This is a genomic window from Aeromonas sp. MR16 (assembly GCF_022549315.1).
GTDB lineage: Bacteria > Pseudomonadota > Gammaproteobacteria > Enterobacterales > Aeromonadaceae > Aeromonas > Aeromonas aquatica.
The window spans coordinates 20859-36843 of sequence record NZ_JAKZFK010000011.1; the positions used below are offsets into that span (position 1 = coordinate 20859).

Here is a 15985-nt window from a genome sequence, read left to right on the forward strand (position 1 = left end):
CTGCGCCTGTTCGAGTACTCTGTGGCATCTGGTTAAAATAGTGAGCCAATTTCGCTAGGGTGTTCGTTATGCTGAACAATCGAAAGCGTTCATTATTTTGCACACCGCCCCCGCTAAAAACCGATAGAATCGTCCTGATAGCCCCATTTCTAGCATGTAGCACACCCTTCACTCAAATATATTTAACACTTGAAAAACATTTCAGCTCAATTTATCGTCATTGCGTGCTTATTATTCTATACGGTGGCACCTTCGGATGAGTTGGCCACCCAGACCCACAATCGAGGCTTCCCATGTCAGCATCGTCAACATCACAACCGGTTCAGGCTCATGCCTTACTCAAGTCTCTCGCCTATATAGATGGTCGCTGGTGCGAGGCCGAGGACGGGCGCCAGTTCGAGGTGCATAATCCGGCCGATGGCCAGGTCATCACCCGGGTCCCCGATATGAATGAGACGGACACCCGACGCGCCATCGCAGCGGCGCACGCGGCGCAACCGGCCTGGGCCGCCCTCACCGCCAAGGAGCGCAGCAACAGGCTCCATGCCTGGTTCGAGCTCATCATGGCCCATCAGGACGAGCTCGCCCGCATCATGACCCGCGAGCAGGGCAAGCCGCTCGCCGAGGCCAAGGGCGAGGTGGCCTACGGGGCCAGCTTCATCCAGTGGTTCGCGGAAGAGGGCAAGCGCGCCTATGGCCGCACCATCCCGGGCTTCTCCGGGGATAGGCGCCTCGCGACCATCAAGCAGCCGGTGGGCGTGGTGGCCGCCATCACCCCCTGGAACTTCCCCATCGCCATGATCACCCGCAAGGCGGGGCCGGCATTGGCGGCCGGTTGCACCATCGTCATCAAGCCCGCCGCCGAGACGCCCCTGTGCGCGCTGGCACTGGCAGCCCTGGCCGAGCAGGCGGGCATCCCCGCCGGGGTCATCAACATAGTCACCTCTCATCAGGCCTCGGTCGTGGGCAACGAGCTGTGCAACAACAAGACAGTGCGAAAACTCTCCTTCACCGGATCCACCCGCATCGGCAAGCTGTTGATGCGCCAGTGCGCCGACACCATGAAGCGGTTGTCCCTGGAGCTGGGTGGCAACGCCCCCTTCATCGTGTTTGACGATGCGGATCTCGACGCCGCCGTGGCCGGCGCCCTCGCCTCCAAGTACCGCAACGCGGGCCAGACCTGCGTCTGCGCCAACCGCATCCTGGTGCAGGCCAGCGTCCATGACGCCTTCGTCGAGAAGCTGGCCGCCGCCGTGCGTGGCTTCAAGGTGGGGGATGGCATGGGTGAAGGCACCCAGATCGGCCCCCTCATCAATGCCGCCGCGGCCGACAAGGTCGCCTCCCTGGTCAACCAGGCAGAGGCCGCCGGGGCCAGCGTGATGGTGGGGGGGCAAGCCCACCCCGCCGGCCCGCTCTTCTACCACCCCACCATCCTGACCGGCGTGACCCGGGACAACCCCATACTGCAGGAGGAGATCTTCGGACCGGTCGCCCCCCTGGTGCGCTTCGAGACCGAGGCCGAGGCCATCGCCATTGCCAACGACACCCCCTATGGTCTCGCCGCCTACTTCTATGGCCGGGACATCGCCCGGGTATGGCGGGTGGCCGAACAGCTGGAATACGGCATGGTGGGCATCAACGAGGGGATCATCTCGACCGAGCTTGCCCCCTTTGGTGGCATCAAGGAGTCGGGGCTGGGTCGGGAAGGGGCGGCGGAAGGGCTGGAGGAATATCTGGAGACCAAATATCTCTGCTTCGGATCCATTGCATAAAAATTCATTTATTGTAATTATAAATTCTTGCCGTGGGACTATTTTACGTCAACGTCCCCATGGCATGACCACAAGGAGAGGGCCGGCAGCCAAGCTGCCTGCCCGTCACAGTGAATTGAGGGGCTAGCCCCAGAGGGAGAATCGAGATGAGTAATCAATCCTGGCAGGCCCGCCGTGAAGCGGCCGTGGTACAGGGCGTCGGCACCCTGCTGCCGGTGTTTATCGACCGGGCACAGAACGCCGAGCTGTGGGACGTGGAGGGCAATCGCTACATCGACTTTGCCTCCGGTATCGCCGTGCTCAACACCGGCCACAACCACCCGAAAGTGCTCGCCGCGGTGCGCACACAGCTCGAGAAGTTCAGCCACACCTGCTTCCAGGTCACCCCCTACCCCGGCTATATCGAGCTGGCGGAAAAATTGAACGCCCTAGTGCCGGGGCCGACCCCCAAGCGTACCCTGTTCCTCTCCACCGGTGCCGAGGCGGTGGAGAACGCCATCAAGATCGCTCGCGCCCACACCGGTCGCAGCGGCACCATCGCCTTCAAGGGCGGCTTCCACGGCCGCACCATGATGGGGATGGCGCTCACCGGCAAGGTGGTGCCCTACAAGACCGGCTTCGGGCCCTTCCCGGGGGAGGTCTATCACCTGCCCTTCCCCGCCGATTATCTGGGAGTGAGCGAGGCCGATGCCCTGGCGGCGCTGGATCTCTGCTTCAGCGCTGACATAGAGCCGGCCCGGGTGGCGGCCATCATCATAGAGCCGGTGCAGGGCGAAGGGGGCTTCTATGTGGCCAGCCCAAGCTTCCTGCAGAGCCTGCGCAAGATCTGCGATCAACACGGCATCCTGCTCATCTGCGACGAGATCCAGACCGGATTCTGTCGCACCGGCAAGACCTTCGCCACCGAATACAGCGGCGTCGAGCCGGACATCATGACCCTGGCGAAAAGCTTGGCGGGGGGCTTCCCGCTCTCCGCTGTGGTGGGCAAAGCTGAGATCATGAACGCCGCCAAGCCCGGTGGTCTGGGCGGCACCTATGCCGGCTCCCCCATCGCCTGCGCCGCCGCCCTGGCGGTGCTGGAGGTGATTGAGGAGGAGAAGCTCAACCAACGGGCCCTGGCTCAGGGGGAGCAGATCAAGGCGCGCCTGCACCGGTTGGCACAGGACGTCGACTGCATCGGCGACATCCGTGGCCCCGGCGCCATGGTGGCCATGGAGCTGGTCAAGGAGGGTGACGCCAGCCGCCCCGACCCCGACCTCACCAAGCGCCTGGTGGCCGAGGCCGGCAAACGCGGCCTGGTGCTGCTGGCCTGCGGCGTGCGAGCCAACGTGATCCGCTTCCTGGCGCCGCTGACCGCCTCGCCGGCCATCGTCGACGAGGGATTAACCCTGCTCGAACAGGCGCTGGCAGCCGCCAGACCCTAGGCTGCTCACCAGCGCCTCGCATTTGTGCTAAAAAATGCGTTTTTACCCCCTTGATATGCTTGTCAGGGGGGCATCACGAATGCACAATGCGCCTCCGCTTTCAAGGACCGCCCGCTCATCGCAGCCCGGTCTTTTTTTGCGGCAACCAAATCCATAACGAGGCCGGAACAGACCGGAAATGATAGCGAGATGGGCTGCCATCTCACGACACCCGCTTCTTAGTGAGGAACACCATGGGGTATTTCACCGCTTTCCTGCCGGCCCGCGCCGGTCTGCGCCAGCCGTCTGTGCAACACATTGGCGCCCCCAGTGCCCAGGCTGACGCCATCGTCAACCTGATCCCCCCGGTCAACACAGAGGGGAAAGCATGATGAATGCCCAACCCGTCGGCCTGAAAAAAAGCCTGAAACTCTGGCACGTGGTCATCATGGGGCTGGCGTACCTGACCCCCATGGCCGTGTTCGACACCTTCGGCATCGTCACCGAGATCACCGAAGGCCACGTGCCGACCGCCTACCTGTTCGCCCTCATCGGCATGCTGTTCACCGCCATGAGCTACGGCCACCTGGTGCGCAAGTTCCCCTCGGCAGGCTCCGCCTATACCTATGCCCAGAAGGTGTTTCACCCCTATGTGGGCTTCATGGTGGGTTGGGTCTCCCTGCTCGACTACATGTTCATGCCGATGATCAACATGCTGCTGGCCAAGATCTACCTGGAGGTGTTGCTGCCGGGCGTGGAGCCCTGGACCTACATCCTGGTGCTGGCCGCCATCATGACCTTCCTGAACCTGCGCGGCATCAAGCTGGTGGCCAACTTCAACAGCCTGATCGTCATCATGCAGTTCAGCATCATCGCCGTCTTCATCGGTCTCATCGTCGCCGGGGTCTACCAGGGTGAGGGGCTCGGCACCATCACCAGCAGCCGTCCCTTCTTCTCCGAGCACATGAACGTGACGCCCCTGCTGACCGGCGCCTCCATCCTCTGCCTGTCGTTCCTCGGCTTCGATGCCATCACCACCCTGTGTGAGGAGACTCCGAACGCCGAGCGGGTGATCCCCCGCGCCATCGTGCTCACAGCGCTGATCGGCGGCGTGCTCTTCATCTCCGTCTCCTACTTCCTTCAGCTGTTCTTCCCGGACATCTCCCGCTTCCAGCAACCGGATGCGGTGCTGCCGGAGATAGCGCTCTATGTCGGCGGCAAGCTGTTCCAGGCGGTGGTGCTGGTGTGCACCACGGTGGCGGTGCTCGCCTCCGGGCTCGCCTCCCACGCCGGGGTGTCCCGCCTGCTCTACGTGATGGGGCGGGATCGCGCCCTGCCGAGCCGCTTCTTCGCCTATGTCCATCCCAAGTGGCAGACCCCGGCCCTGAACGTGCTGCTGGTGGGGGTACTGGCCCTCTCCGCCGTCTCCTTCGATCTGGAGATGGCGCTGGCGCTGATCAACTTCGGCGCCCTGGTGGCCTTCACCTTCGTCAATCTGGCGGTGATCGCCCACTTCTACCTCAAGCTCGGCCACAACAAGACGCTGCGGGATCATCTGGTGTTTCTGCTGCTGCCCCTGTGCGGCGCCGCCTGCATCGGGGTGCTCTGGCTCAACCTCGAACCCGCCTCCTTCGAGCTGGGGCTGATCTGGGCCGCTCTCGGCGCCCTCTATCTGTTGCTGCGCCTGACCCTGTTCCGGGTCCCGCTGCGCCGGCCCGAGACCGATCTCTCCTGAGCGCTACGCCCTTCCCGAGCCCGCCCCGCGCGGGCTCTTTTTTGGGCGACGCTGAGCAGGAGCCCTCCCATCACGCGGTCCGCTGCCACCCCGACGGCTCTCGCGCCTGCGGACACCCATCCCGGGGTTGACGCCCGTCAACAAAATGCCCAATAGCACCCTTTTTTTGCTTGTCACCCCCCCCCCCTGAGGGCACAATGTCGCGCCCCTTGAGAGCCGATGTTTTACAACATCGGTTCTTTGCATTTCAGGGGCAAACCACCATCCACCAAGAGGCCGGTCTTGTGCCGGAATTGATACCGAGATTGCTCAACAATCTCCCGACGTTGTGAGGAAATACATGGGGCATTTCACTGCTTGTCTGCCGGTCCCCACCGGCGTGCGCCACCCGTTTGGCGCCCCCTGTGTCCAGCGATGCCCCGCCGCATCCCTGATCCCGTTCACCTTCGCCCCCCGGGCCTGTGCAGAGGAGAACGCGTGATGGCCGGTGCCAAGCTGCTCAAGACGCTCACCCTGTTCCAGGTGGTGGTGATGGGTCTGGCTTACCTCACTCCCATGGCGGTGTTTGATACCTTCGCCATCGTCGGCGATATCACCGAAGGCCGCGTGGCCACCGCCTACCTGCTGGCGCTCGGCGGCATCCTGCTGACCGCCTTCAGCTACGGCCATCTGGTGCGCCGCTTCCCCTCGGCGGGCTCTGCCTATACCTATGCCCAGAAGGTGTTCAACCCCTACATCGGCTTCATGGTCGGCTGGTCCTCCCTGCTCGACTACATGTTCATGCCGATGATCAACATCCTCTTGGCCAAGATCTACCTGACCGCCATGTTCCCCGGTGTCGAGCCCTGGATCTTCATCTTCGGTCTGGTGACCGTGATGACCTTCCTGAACCTGCGCGGCATCAACCTGGTGGCGAACTTCAACGGCGTCATCGTCTTTATTCAGATCGCCATCATCCTCACCTTCCTCGGCCTCATCGGCTGGGGCCTGACCCACGGTGAGGGCACCGGCACCCTGCTCAGCAGCCGTCCCTTCCATGTGGAATCCGCCAGCATGCTGCCGCTGTTCACCGGCGCCACCATATTGTGCTTCTCCTTCCTCGGCTTCGACGGCCTGAGCTCCCTGTCCGAGGAGACCCCGAACGCCGGCAAGGTGATCCCGCGCGCCATCGTGCTGACGGCGCTCATCGGCGGCATCATCTTCGTCACCGTCTCCTACAGCCTGCAGCTGTTCTTCCCGGATCTGGCCCGCTTCAAGGAGCCGGACGCCGTGCTGCCGGAGATCGCCCTCTACGTCGGTGGCACCCTGTTCCAGAGCGTGGTGCTGGTGTGCACCACGGTGGCCGTGCTGGCCTCCGGCATGGCGGCCCACGCCGGGGTATCGCGCATTCTCTACGTGATGGGTCGCGATCGCATGATCCCGGAGCGGGTGTTTGGCTACATTCACCCCACCTGGCGCACCCCGGCCATCAACGTGCTGCTGGTGGGGGCCCTGGCCCTCTCTGCGGTGTCGTTCGATCTGGACATGGCGCTGGCCCTGGTGAACTTCGGCGCCCTGGTGGCCTTCACCTTCGTCAACCTGTCGGTCATCGGCCAGTTCTGGGTGCGGGAGAAGCGCAACAAGACCCTGAAAGATCACCTGCTGTTCCTGGTGCTGCCGCTGCTCGGCGCCGCCACCATAGGGGCACTGTGGATCAACCTGGAGCGCAGCTCCCTGGAGCTTGGCCTCATCTGGGCGGGGATCGGGGTCACCTATCTGTTCCTGCGTCTGGCGGTGTTCCGCATCCCCTTCCGTCAGTACGAGGAAGCGGCCGACGGCCAGTAAGTCATCCGCGTGATGCAAAGAGGGGAGCCCATGGCTCCCCTTCTTTCATTCAGACATCCGCCCCGGGGAGCCTTATCCCTTCACCTCTGCCCTATCCTGAATGTCCCCTGACGGCTGTCATCAAACCATCATAAAAATGTCACTTTGTCATATTTCTGTCATGGAGCCTTGCTGTAATGCGCCCGTCCATTTTCACAGACTGCCCAGAGGCAACATGCACAGCACCCCCTCTTCCCCACAACAGCAGACCCAAAGTTCCGGCCCACTGTTCAACTGGCTCGCTGTCATCACCCTGATCTACCTGATCCTGGTCGCCGTCGGTGCCGTCTCCCACGGCTTCAAGGGCTTCTCCGGCGGCGCCGAGGGCGCGGCCCAGATCTTCGCCTTCGCCAATAACCCCTTCGTCGCCCTCTTGCTCGGCATCCTGGCCACCGCCCTGGTGCAATCCTCCAGCACGGTCACCTCGGTCATCGTCGGCCTGGTGGCAGGCGGCCTGCCCATGGGCATGGCCATCCCCATGGTGATGGGCGCCAACCTCGGCACCACCATCACCAACACCATCGTCTCGCTGGGCCACATCCGGGACAGGGACGAGTTCCGCCGCGCCTTTGCCGCCGCCACCGTACACGACTTCTTCAACCTGCTGGCGGTGTTCATCTTCCTGCCGCTGGAGCTGATGTTCGGCCTGCTGCAGAAGAGCGCAGAGGGGCTGGCCAATATGCTGATGGGCTCCGCCGACATGTCGATGAAGGGGATGGACTTCATGAAGCCCCTCATCGAGCCGGCGTTGAACCTCATCGACAAGCTGGTCGCCTTCCTGCCGGGCAAGGGCGGCGCCATCGCCACCATCGTCATCGGTATCCTGCTGATCCTCGGCTGCGTCACCTGGCTCGGCAAGGTGCTGCAACGGGTGCTGGTCGGCCGCGCCAAGGAGCTGCTGCACAAGGCACTGGGCCGTGGCCCCCTGACCGGCATCGCCTCCGGCACCCTGGTCACCGTCATGGTGCAGTCCTCCTCCACCACCACCAGCCTGATGATCCCGCTGGCGGGGAGCGGTCTGTTCAGTACTCGCCAGCTCTACCCCTTCACCCTGGGCGCCAACATTGGCACCACCATCACGGCCCTGCTGGCGGCCACCGCCATCAGCGGCGCCGGTGCCAAGCTGGGGCTGACCATCGCCCTGGTGCACGTGCTGTTCAACCTGTTCGCGGTGGCGCTCATCTATGGCGTGCCCTTCCTGCGCGAGTTGCCCATCAAGGCCGCCGAGACCCTGGCCCGGGTCGGCAGCGAGAACAAGCTGCTGGCGCTCGGCTACGTGGGCGGGCTCTTCTTCGCCCTGCCTGCGCTGATGATGGTGGCGGCCAAGTAATTCCCGCGAAGACGAGGGGCACCCATCACGTGCCCCTCGTCCTTTGTCTGCCCAGTCACATCCCCTGCCCCTGTGGCTCGCCCTCTCTCCCCGGCTGGGATAAGATGCCACTCTCACCGCATGTAAGGAAAACCGATGAAATTCATACTGATCGCGTTGCTGGTTGCCGGCGTCGCCTACTACTTCTACTCGAGCAGCAACAACAAAAAGCTGGCGGCGGATAACGTGCGCCAGGGTGCCGAGTTCCTCGCCAGCAACAAGGAGAAGCCGCTGGTGACCACCACGGCCTCCGGCCTGCAATACGAGGTGCTGACCCCGGGCACCGGCACTGTTCACCCTACCGCCACCAGCAAGGTGAAGGTGCACTACGAGGGCAAGCTGCTGGATGGCACCGTCTTCGACAGCTCGGTCGCCCGCGGCGAGCCCATCGAGTTTGGTCTGAATCAGGTGATCCCTGGCTGGACCGAAGGGGTGCAGCTGATGGTGGAAGGGGAGAAGACCCGTTTCTACATCCCCGCCAACCTGGCTTACGGCGATCGTGCCGCCGGCAAGATCCCGCCGGGATCGGTATTGATATTCGACGTGGAGCTGCTGGGCATCCAGTAAGCCCCAAGGCTCAACCGCCATCAAAAGCCAAGGCCAGCGCTCACACGCTGGCCTTGTCGTTTCTGCCCATCCCCCCATTTCACCGCGCTCTCTGACCGAGCCATCCTGGCGGGCTCGCGTCCATCCGCCGGCGCTTCGAACCGACCAGACTATCAACCCATGGTGAACAGTGCTTATACATGGCGCTGGATTGTTAACCACAAAACCGGGGAGGATAATGACCTCAATCTCAGTGGCCCTTCGCCCTGATCCCGTTTAACGCGGTGCCGGTCAGCTGTGCCGATGCCGCCAACCAGGAGTCTCATCATGGCTATCGCTCCCGTCTGGTTCATCTCCCACGGCGCCCCGGATCTGGTCTTGCGCGATCAGCCTGCTACACAATTTCTAACGAAATTGCGCCTTGGGGATATCAAGGGGCTGGTGGTGATCTCGGCCCACTGGTTCAGCCGCACCGATCTGCAGCTCAACGTCGAGCCAACGCCGGCGCTGATGTATGACTTCTACGGCTTCCCCGACCCGCTCTACAGCATCCGCTGGCCCGCCAACAGCCCGGCCTGGTTGCAAGAGGCAGTGAGCGATCAGCTGCTGCTTGCCGGTTTGAATGCCACCCCGGTCAAGCGTGAGCTGGACCACGGCGTCTGGTCGCCGCTCTCCCTGATGGATCCGGCCAGCGAGATCCCGCTGGTACAGATCTCCATCCCGGCCAACTTCGACCCGAGCCAGCTGTGGCAGCTGGGAGAAGCACTGCAGGCCCTGCGTGAACAGGGGATCGGCATCCTCGCCTCCGGCGCCATCACTCACAACCTGCGGGCACTCGGAGCGGACGGCTCCCCTGTCCCGAACTGGGCGAGGGACTTTGCCCACTGGCTGGAGCAGACCATGGCCGCCGGCGATCGCCCAGCACTGGAAGATTACCGGGCCCGCGCGCCGGGGGCGGTGGAGTCCCACCCCCACGACGATCACCTGCGCCCGCTGTTCGTGGCACTGGGGGCGGCTGGGGCCGACAAACCCCAGAAGCTGCACGACAGCTGGGATTACGGCAGCCTCTACATGGGCTCCTACCGCTTTGGCTAAGTTCAGAGTGATAAATCAACACAATGGCGGGCCACTCCCGCCATTTTTTATGTGGCGATAGCCTTGGAAAGGGAACGAGAAAGGACAGCGATCAGGCACTCGGCTGTACGGGGCTGGCATCATGGGGACGGTTGGCCAGGGACCGATAATCAAAGCCTGATGACTTGTATTTCATGGTGTTGCAGAAATAAAAAAAGAGAGCCTCGGCTCTCTTTTTTTATTGTGCGGCGGGATCAGTAGAAGATCCGCTCGCCCCTTTCGCTCATCTTGAGCCACACCGGTTTGGTGCTGGTCTTGTTCCAGATACGGTGCAGGTAGCTGTAGAAACGGGCGCGATCTCGGCGAAACAGCATCACCGGGAAGGCGAGTAAACCCACCAGCAACACGAAGATGCGGCGCAGGATTATCTGAGTCAGAGAGAAGGGATGGAACATGATTTAGCACCTCACTGGTAAGACCACTGGGTGAATATTACGCCACAAACTGTAGGATTACTACACCATTAAAGCCGCTTTTTGGTAAAAATCCCCGCCAGCAGACCATGAAATGAAAACGGGTTACATTAATTAACCAAAAAACAACAATCATGAAAAAACGCGGCGGCTGGGCCAGAGTTAATTGGAAGGCTGACATCGGCAAGGAGATGAGAGAATGAAACTGGCAGAAGTCGCAGTCCTGAGCGTGCTGGGTCTGCTTGCCTGGTCACAGTGGCAGGAGTGGCAACTCAATCGAAATGACAGCATCGAGCTCGCCTACAGGGGCACCCCCACCGTCAGCCTGTGGCAATGTGGCCAGCTGAAACAGAAGATGTCGGCCCTGGCCGAGCAGTCGGCGGAGATGCAGTATCAGTTTCGAGGCCAGGCACTGGCCGACATGGATCGCTATCTGCACAAGGAGTGGCGCCTGCAGGGCTGCGAGCAGTTGATGGAGCAACAGTGAGCACTGAGTACGCAGAGAACAAGATATGGAATAGAAATGCTGGGAAGTACAAGAAGATGGAGGCACGTTCCGGAGTCGAACCGGACTAAACGGATTTGCAATCCGCTGCATAACCGCTTTGCTAACGCGCCATGCTGACAAGGTATTGAACCTTGAGAGTGATGCTCATGCTTGGTGTCATGAGATATTGGAGCGGGAAACGAGACTCGAACTCGCGACCCCGACCTTGGCAAGGTCGTGCTCTACCAACTGAGCTATTCCCGCCTTATTGCCTGATGTCAGTTACCCGACAACGAGGCGCATTATACGTACCCCGAGCACGGGCACAACCCTTTTTTCTGACTTTCAGCACTTTTCCCGGTCGTTTGCTCAGGCTTTAAACGCCTTGGCCGAAATTCCCTCGGCCCGCTGTGACTCCGTAGGCGAATTCAAGATAAAGTCATTGAAATGATTAGTCTTTAATCAGAGACTTGTCGCGTTTAGTAACTGGATTCTCAATTGAAAATCATACGATGAAATGGATCTTCAGGCCACGTGGGCTCAGACCACAGCTGATGCTGGCGTTTTTCATGTTAGGCCTGGTGCCCTTCCTGGTCGTCACCCTGTTTTTCCTCTACAGCCACGGCAAGGACCTCACCACCCAGACCTCCAATCATCTGGTGTCGGTACGTAACATCAAGAAGAGCCAGCTGGAGGATTACTTCGGCAACCTCAAAGAGCAGATCACCAACTTCTCCCAGCAAGACTTCGCCGGCGACAGCATAGGCCGCTTCTATGGCTTCACCGGCGCCTTCGAGAAGCTGGGCACCACGCCCCAGGGCGCTCGTGCCCGTGCCCAGGCCCGCTACGTGCCGGGCTCCTGGGACAAGTTGCAGCAACCCGACAGCAAGCTGGTCATCGAACCCTCCATCAGCGCCCTGATCCTGGCGGACGAGATGTACGGCCGGGTCCACCAGCGCTTCCACCGCGGCTATGCCGACATGGTGCGCAAGAGCAACTACAGCGACATCTTCCTGGTGGATCTCAATGGTGATGTGGTCTATTCGGTCACCAAGCACCCCAACTTCGCCACCAACCTGCTCTCCGGCCCCTATCAGGCCAGCGGGCTTGGCAACACCTTCGCCAAGGTCAAACGCCGCCTCGACGGGGGCCAGAAACCGCGACAGATCTTCGAGTTCACCGACTTTGGCCGCAACGAGCTGACCGGTCAGGTGGTCGCCTACCTGGCCGCCCCCGTCATGCAATATGACGATGTGCGCGGCGTGGTGATCTTCGAGCTGCTGCCGGACAAACTCAACCAGATCATGGCGGAGCGGGAGGGGCTCGGCGAGACCGGCGAGACCATCCTCGTCGGCCCGGACAAGCGGATGCGGGCCGACGCCTGGCTGGCGCCGGAATTTAGCGTGGAGAACAGCTTCAGCCCCAACTTCCGGCCGCTGCAGACCCCGCTCGTCATCAAGGCCTTGTCTGGCGAGCAAGGGGTTGGTCCCTTCCTCTCCTATCACGACGACGAGGTGCTGGCCGCCTATACCCAGGTCAAGGTATTCGATACCGAGTGGGCCTTCATCGCCGAGATCTCCACCAGCGAGGCCTATGCTCCCATCCGCCAGCTGGAGACACTAGTGATCCTGCTGGGGGCCGGCTCCTTGCTGCTGCTGACCCTGTTCTCCCGCTGGCTCTCTCACTCCATCACGGCGCCGCTGCGCTCCCTCACCGCCGCCGCAGAACAGGTGGCCGATGGCGCCCTGGATCACCCGATCGAGATCCCCCGTACCGACGACGACATCGACCGCCTGGCCCAGGCGTTTCGCCACATGCAGCGCTCGGTGAAGGACAAGATTGAACTCATCGAGTGCCAGACCCAGGAGCTGCAACAGCAGGTCAAGCTGACCCACAAGCAAAACCTCAGTCTGCAGCAGGCGGACAAACTCAAGGATGAACTGCTCGCCAACACCTCCCACGAGCTGCGCACCCCGATCCACGGCATCAAGGGGATGGCGGAGTCCATGCTCGCCAGCCAACAGGACCTGACCGAGGGCCAACAGAAGCAGCTCGGCCTCATCATCAAGAGTGCCGACGGCCTGGCGCGGCTGGTTGACGATCTGCTCGATTACCACCAGATGCGCTACGGCCAGCTGGAGATCCATTCCCAGCCTGTCGCCTCCAAGGGGGTCATCCGCCTGGTGCTGGATCTCTGTCAGCACCTGGTGCAGGCCAAGCCCCTCAGCCTGGTGGACATCAGCCCGCTCGAGCTGCCGCCGGTGCTGGCCGATGAGCAGCGGCTAGAACAAGTGCTCTACAACCTGGTGGGCAACGCCATCAAGTACACCCCCCAGGGCAAGGTGGTGCTGAGTGCCCAGGTGGAGGGGCAATTCCTGCGCATCCGGGTGACCGACACCGGCATCGGCATTCCCAAAGAGCACCTTGAGCACATCTTCGAGCCGCTGGTGCAGATGAGCCCCGAGGTGAGCAAGCAGGGGGCCGGCCTCGGCCTCTCCATCACCCGTCAGCTGGTGCACCTGATGGGGGGAGAGCTCTATGTGGAGAGCGAACCCAGCGTCGGCTCCACCTTCGCCTTCACCCTGCCGCTCGCCAGTGGCAAGGCGGGTGGGCTGACCCTGGACAGCCGCCAGATCGAGCACCAGCTGGTACGCCAGCAGCCGCTGATCCTGCCGGATTGGGAGAGCGACGATCTGCCCTTGCCGCCGGCCGATGCGCCCCTGATCCTGGTGGTGGATGACGAGCCCATCAACTTGCACATACTGCGCCACCTGCTGCAGCCCTGTGGCTACCGCATCTTGCCGAGCAGCGATGGCCACGACGCCCTCGCCAAGCTCGCTCAGGAGCCGGTCTCCCTCATCCTGCTGGATGTGATGATGCCGACCCTGTCCGGCTTCGATGTCTGTCGCCGCCTGCGCGAGCAACACCCCAAGGATCAACTGCCGGTGCTGCTGCTCACCGCCCTCAACCAGCCCAAGGACATCGAGGAAGGCTTCAACGCCGGCGCCAACGACTATCTGGTCAAGCCGTTCTGCAAGGAGGAGCTGTTCGCCCGGGTCAAGTCCCTGCTGGAGGCCAGCGCCGGCCGCGCCTCCCTGGTGGAGAACCGGCTGCTCAAGCAGGAGATAGAGCATCGCCTGCGCCTGCAAGGGCAACTTCACCAGGATCAGGAGCGGCTGCTGACCCTGCTCGGGGAAGGGGCCGATCCCATGGTCTTCATCGACGAGCAGGGCACTGTGCTGTTTGCCTCCCGGGTGCTGGCACGCCTGCTGGGACAGGAGCCGGAAGCCATGGAGGGGTTGCCGCTGGACGAGTGGCTGGCGGCGCCGCTGGCCAGTCAATGGCCGGACATGGTGACGAATCCCGAGCAAGATCTCACCTTCCTGGTGGCGGGTCAGCGGGATGCGCTCAACGCCCGTGCCCTGCCCATCACGCTCGGTGGTCAGAGCGCGTTCGCCCTCACCCTCAGTACCGAATCTCGCCAGGATGACAACCGGGTGATGGCGCTGGAGAACGCCCTCAAGAGCCTGTCCCGTCAGGCCATCATCGAGGATGGCCAACTGCTGGGCGAGCTCAGTCGGTTGGGAGGCGAGTTCCGCTCCTTGGCCGACAACCTCATCCGCCAGCAGGATGACGAACCACTGCGTCGGGCTTTGGTGGACACCATGCACCTCACCCTAGATGCCTGGCAGCAGAGTACCGGCAAGGGCAAGATAGTGCTGGCGGAGAAGAGCAAGCTGTGGCGCGTCTACATGGACAGATCCAGCCCCCAGACCCGCACCCTCGACAAGTACCTGAGCCTGGACACCCTGCCCAAGGCGCCGCGCTGGAAGACGGTGGTGGCCAGCGCCGAATACGTGCTCAAGCAGTGCCCCCTGAACGAGGCCCAGCAACAGAGCCTGCACCAGAGCACCCAGCTGCTGCGCCAGCTCGCCAACCGCAAGGGCTGATGATCCGGTGCGATCTCGGGTGGTATGTATCCCGTTGCCAGGAGGGATTGAGCAGATGGCATGCCAAAAACACCACACCCGCGACTGACGCGGGTATGGTGCATTAGGGGCGGTGTCATAAAGAGCGAAGGGGCAACGCCTCCAGGGCAGTGCGATTCAGCAAGCGGCCTGGCACATCAGAGACAAGGGCATACTGCCTATCCCATGTCAGCCGACTCTCACGTATCCCCCAAGGGCGCCGGCAACCCAACGCCTCTAGGATGAAGCATGTTCACTCAGGCCAATCCCCTATCACCCGGCTTATGGCGTCAATTCTCTATTCACCTGGGCAAAGGATTTGGGCCAGGGCTCCGCCTTCTGCAGGGCAGGCGGCAACTTGCGAATGGCCGCCTGCGCCTGGCTCAGGTCGGCATAATCTCCTTGCAGCACCACATACCAGGGGCGGCCATGGAAATTGGTTCGATAGACCCACACCTTGTCGGCGAGCCGATTGGCGAGCACAAACTGCTCGATGGCATCCAGTCTGCCTGCTCCCATCAGCTGAATACTGAGGTGGTTGATGCTCTTCTGGTTCAGGACGCTGGCGGGCGTCAGGCTGACCTTGCCGGATGCCTTGCCTTGCGACTCGGGCGTGGGGGCCAGTTTGGACACAGGTTCCGAGGCTGGCTTGGACACAAGCTCGGTGGCAGGTTTGGACACAGGTTCCGAGGCTGACTTGGACACCGGCTCGGGGGACGCTGCAGGCTCGGCCGCAACCAAGGGAGCAGAGGGGACGGCGGGCATTGGCATTGGCGGCTCAGGCGCCATTACTTCTTCGGTCGCGGTCGGCAAGGCGCCGCTGACCGGCATATCCAGCATGGGGGCCAGCGTGCCGGCCATACCATCGGCCTGCCCTTCGATCGACTCGGTAGCAGAAGGCAGGGAGAACCCGGTCTCAGCCGGCGGGATCAGGGTTGCTGTGGCGCCACTGCTCTGATCCGAGCCGGCGGCAGGCAAGCTGGCGTCCGCCGGCGCAGGAGCGGCCACCCCCACCTCGGGCTCGTCCTTTCGAGCAGAAAGATCTGAATAACTCAGTACCAGGAAGCACAAGATGCCGGCGACCAGACCGAGCACTATCTGGCGAATGAGAGAAGGGGTATTGCACTTGCGCAGATGAGATTCGGTCATCATGTCCTCCAGGACGTCATGAGCATGGTTAGAGGGCCACCGAGGCCACGAAAAGAGATCACCGGCCAGCATCAAAGCCAGTGAATCATGGGCAGGAGATAACATCCTTGATGAACGCGACCCGGTCAGGCAGATCCGTGATCTGG

At 62.2% G+C, this 15985-nt stretch carries 12 protein-coding genes and 2 tRNA genes; 10 read left to right on the top strand and 4 right to left on the bottom strand.

The genetic code is table 11. The features are described 5' to 3' along the window. The first annotated feature begins 293 nt into the window (after positions 1-293). From MM194_RS10265 to MM194_RS10300, 8 genes are all read left to right on the top strand, one after another. Positions 294-1772 (top strand): NAD-dependent succinate-semialdehyde dehydrogenase, encoded by a 1479-nt coding sequence (locus MM194_RS10265; RefSeq protein WP_241343517.1) that lies wholly within the window; start codon positions 294-296, stop codon positions 1770-1772. 146 nt (positions 1773-1918) lie between these two features. After that, positions 1919-3196: a 4-aminobutyrate--2-oxoglutarate transaminase gene (gabT, locus tag MM194_RS10270; RefSeq protein WP_241343518.1), complete on the top strand. Its 1278-nt coding sequence runs from the start codon at positions 1919-1921 to the stop codon at positions 3194-3196. Between the two features lie 233 nt (positions 3197-3429). Then, positions 3430-3567, top strand: a complete 138-nt coding sequence (locus tag MM194_RS10275; protein ID WP_193354261.1) for a hypothetical protein — start codon at positions 3430-3432, stop codon at positions 3565-3567. Then, on the top strand, positions 3567-4910 hold the full coding sequence (locus tag MM194_RS10280) for an APC family permease (RefSeq protein WP_033130470.1): 1344 nt from the start codon (positions 3567-3569) through the stop codon (positions 4908-4910). Before MM194_RS10275 ends, MM194_RS10280 begins: the two co-directional genes overlap by 1 nt. A 480-nt stretch (positions 4911-5390) precedes the next feature. Then, positions 5391-6734 carry an APC family permease gene (locus MM194_RS10285; protein ID WP_033130471.1) on the top strand — a complete coding sequence of 448 codons (1344 nt, stop codon included), beginning with the start codon at positions 5391-5393 and terminating at the stop codon, positions 6732-6734. Between the two features lie 214 nt (positions 6735-6948). Then, the gene (locus MM194_RS10290; protein ID WP_241343519.1) at positions 6949-8103 is read left to right on the top strand and encodes a Na/Pi cotransporter family protein; all 1155 of its coding nucleotides are present in this window, start codon (positions 6949-6951) and stop codon (positions 8101-8103) included. Positions 8104-8238: 135 nt separating this feature from the next. Then, positions 8239-8709: an FKBP-type peptidyl-prolyl cis-trans isomerase gene (locus MM194_RS10295; RefSeq protein ID WP_033130473.1), complete on the top strand. Its 471-nt coding sequence runs from the start codon at positions 8239-8241 to the stop codon at positions 8707-8709. A gap of 306 nt (positions 8710-9015) precedes the next feature. Further along, a complete protein-coding gene (locus MM194_RS10300) occupies positions 9016-9783 on the top strand; it encodes a class III extradiol ring-cleavage dioxygenase (RefSeq protein WP_033130474.1) in 768 nt (255 codons plus the stop codon). 233 nt (positions 9784-10016) lie between these two features. Here the strand turns inward: MM194_RS10300 and MM194_RS10305 are convergent, their stop codons facing one another. Next, positions 10017-10217 carry a YbfA family protein gene (locus MM194_RS10305; RefSeq protein WP_033130475.1) on the bottom strand — a complete coding sequence of 67 codons (201 nt, stop codon included), beginning with the start codon at positions 10215-10217 and terminating at the stop codon, positions 10017-10019. Positions 10218-10434: 217 nt separating this feature from the next. Here MM194_RS10305 and MM194_RS10310 point away from each other — a divergent pair, with 217 nt between their 5' ends. Next, on the top strand, positions 10435-10722 hold the full coding sequence (locus MM194_RS10310; RefSeq protein WP_241343520.1) for a hypothetical protein: 288 nt from the start codon (positions 10435-10437) through the stop codon (positions 10720-10722). Between the two features lie 57 nt (positions 10723-10779). Here the strand turns inward: MM194_RS10310 and MM194_RS10315 are convergent. Both MM194_RS10315 and MM194_RS10320 read right to left on the bottom strand, forming a co-directional pair. Beyond that, a tRNA-Cys gene (locus MM194_RS10315) sits at positions 10780-10853 on the bottom strand. Positions 10854-10910: 57 nt separating this feature from the next. Continuing rightward, a tRNA-Gly gene (locus MM194_RS10320) sits at positions 10911-10986 on the bottom strand. A 248-nt stretch (positions 10987-11234) separates the two neighbouring features. Here MM194_RS10320 and MM194_RS10325 point away from each other — a divergent pair. After that, on the top strand, positions 11235-14672 hold the full coding sequence (locus MM194_RS10325; protein WP_241343521.1) for an ATP-binding protein: 3438 nt from the start codon (positions 11235-11237) through the stop codon (positions 14670-14672). Between the two features lie 300 nt (positions 14673-14972). On the opposite strand, the gene MM194_RS10330 is transcribed toward MM194_RS10325, so the two are convergent. After that, positions 14973-15839, bottom strand: coding sequence for an SPOR domain-containing protein (locus MM194_RS10330; RefSeq protein WP_241343522.1), 867 nt, complete (start codon positions 15837-15839; stop codon positions 14973-14975). Positions 15840-15985 lie beyond the last annotated feature (146 nt).

Bases quoted from the DNA above. Each gene is read 5' to 3' on its own strand.
- MM194_RS10305 (WP_033130475.1), bottom strand. From the start codon at position 10,217: ATGTTCCATCCCTTCTCTCTGACTCAGATAATCCTGCGCCGCATCTTC.
- MM194_RS10275 (WP_193354261.1), top strand. From the start codon at position 3,430: ATGGGGTATTTCACCGCTTTCCTGCCGGCCCGCGCCGGTCTGCGCCAG.
- MM194_RS10325 (WP_241343521.1), top strand. From the start codon at position 11,235: ATGAAATGGATCTTCAGGCCACGTGGGCTCAGACCACAGCTGATGCTG.
- MM194_RS10290 (WP_241343519.1), top strand. From the start codon at position 6,949: ATGCACAGCACCCCCTCTTCCCCACAACAGCAGACCCAAAGTTCCGGC.
- MM194_RS10280 (WP_033130470.1), top strand. From the start codon at position 3,567: ATGAATGCCCAACCCGTCGGCCTGAAAAAAAGCCTGAAACTCTGGCAC.
- gabT (WP_241343518.1), top strand. From the start codon at position 1,919: ATGAGTAATCAATCCTGGCAGGCCCGCCGTGAAGCGGCCGTGGTACAG.
- MM194_RS10330 (WP_241343522.1), bottom strand. From the start codon at position 15,839: ATGACCGAATCTCATCTGCGCAAGTGCAATACCCCTTCTCTCATTCGC.
- MM194_RS10295 (WP_033130473.1), top strand. From the start codon at position 8,239: ATGAAATTCATACTGATCGCGTTGCTGGTTGCCGGCGTCGCCTACTAC.
- MM194_RS10265 (WP_241343517.1), top strand. From the start codon at position 294: ATGTCAGCATCGTCAACATCACAACCGGTTCAGGCTCATGCCTTACTC.
- MM194_RS10285 (WP_033130471.1), top strand. From the start codon at position 5,391: ATGGCCGGTGCCAAGCTGCTCAAGACGCTCACCCTGTTCCAGGTGGTG.
- MM194_RS10310 (WP_241343520.1), top strand. From the start codon at position 10,435: ATGAAACTGGCAGAAGTCGCAGTCCTGAGCGTGCTGGGTCTGCTTGCC.
- MM194_RS10300 (WP_033130474.1), top strand. From the start codon at position 9,016: ATGGCTATCGCTCCCGTCTGGTTCATCTCCCACGGCGCCCCGGATCTG.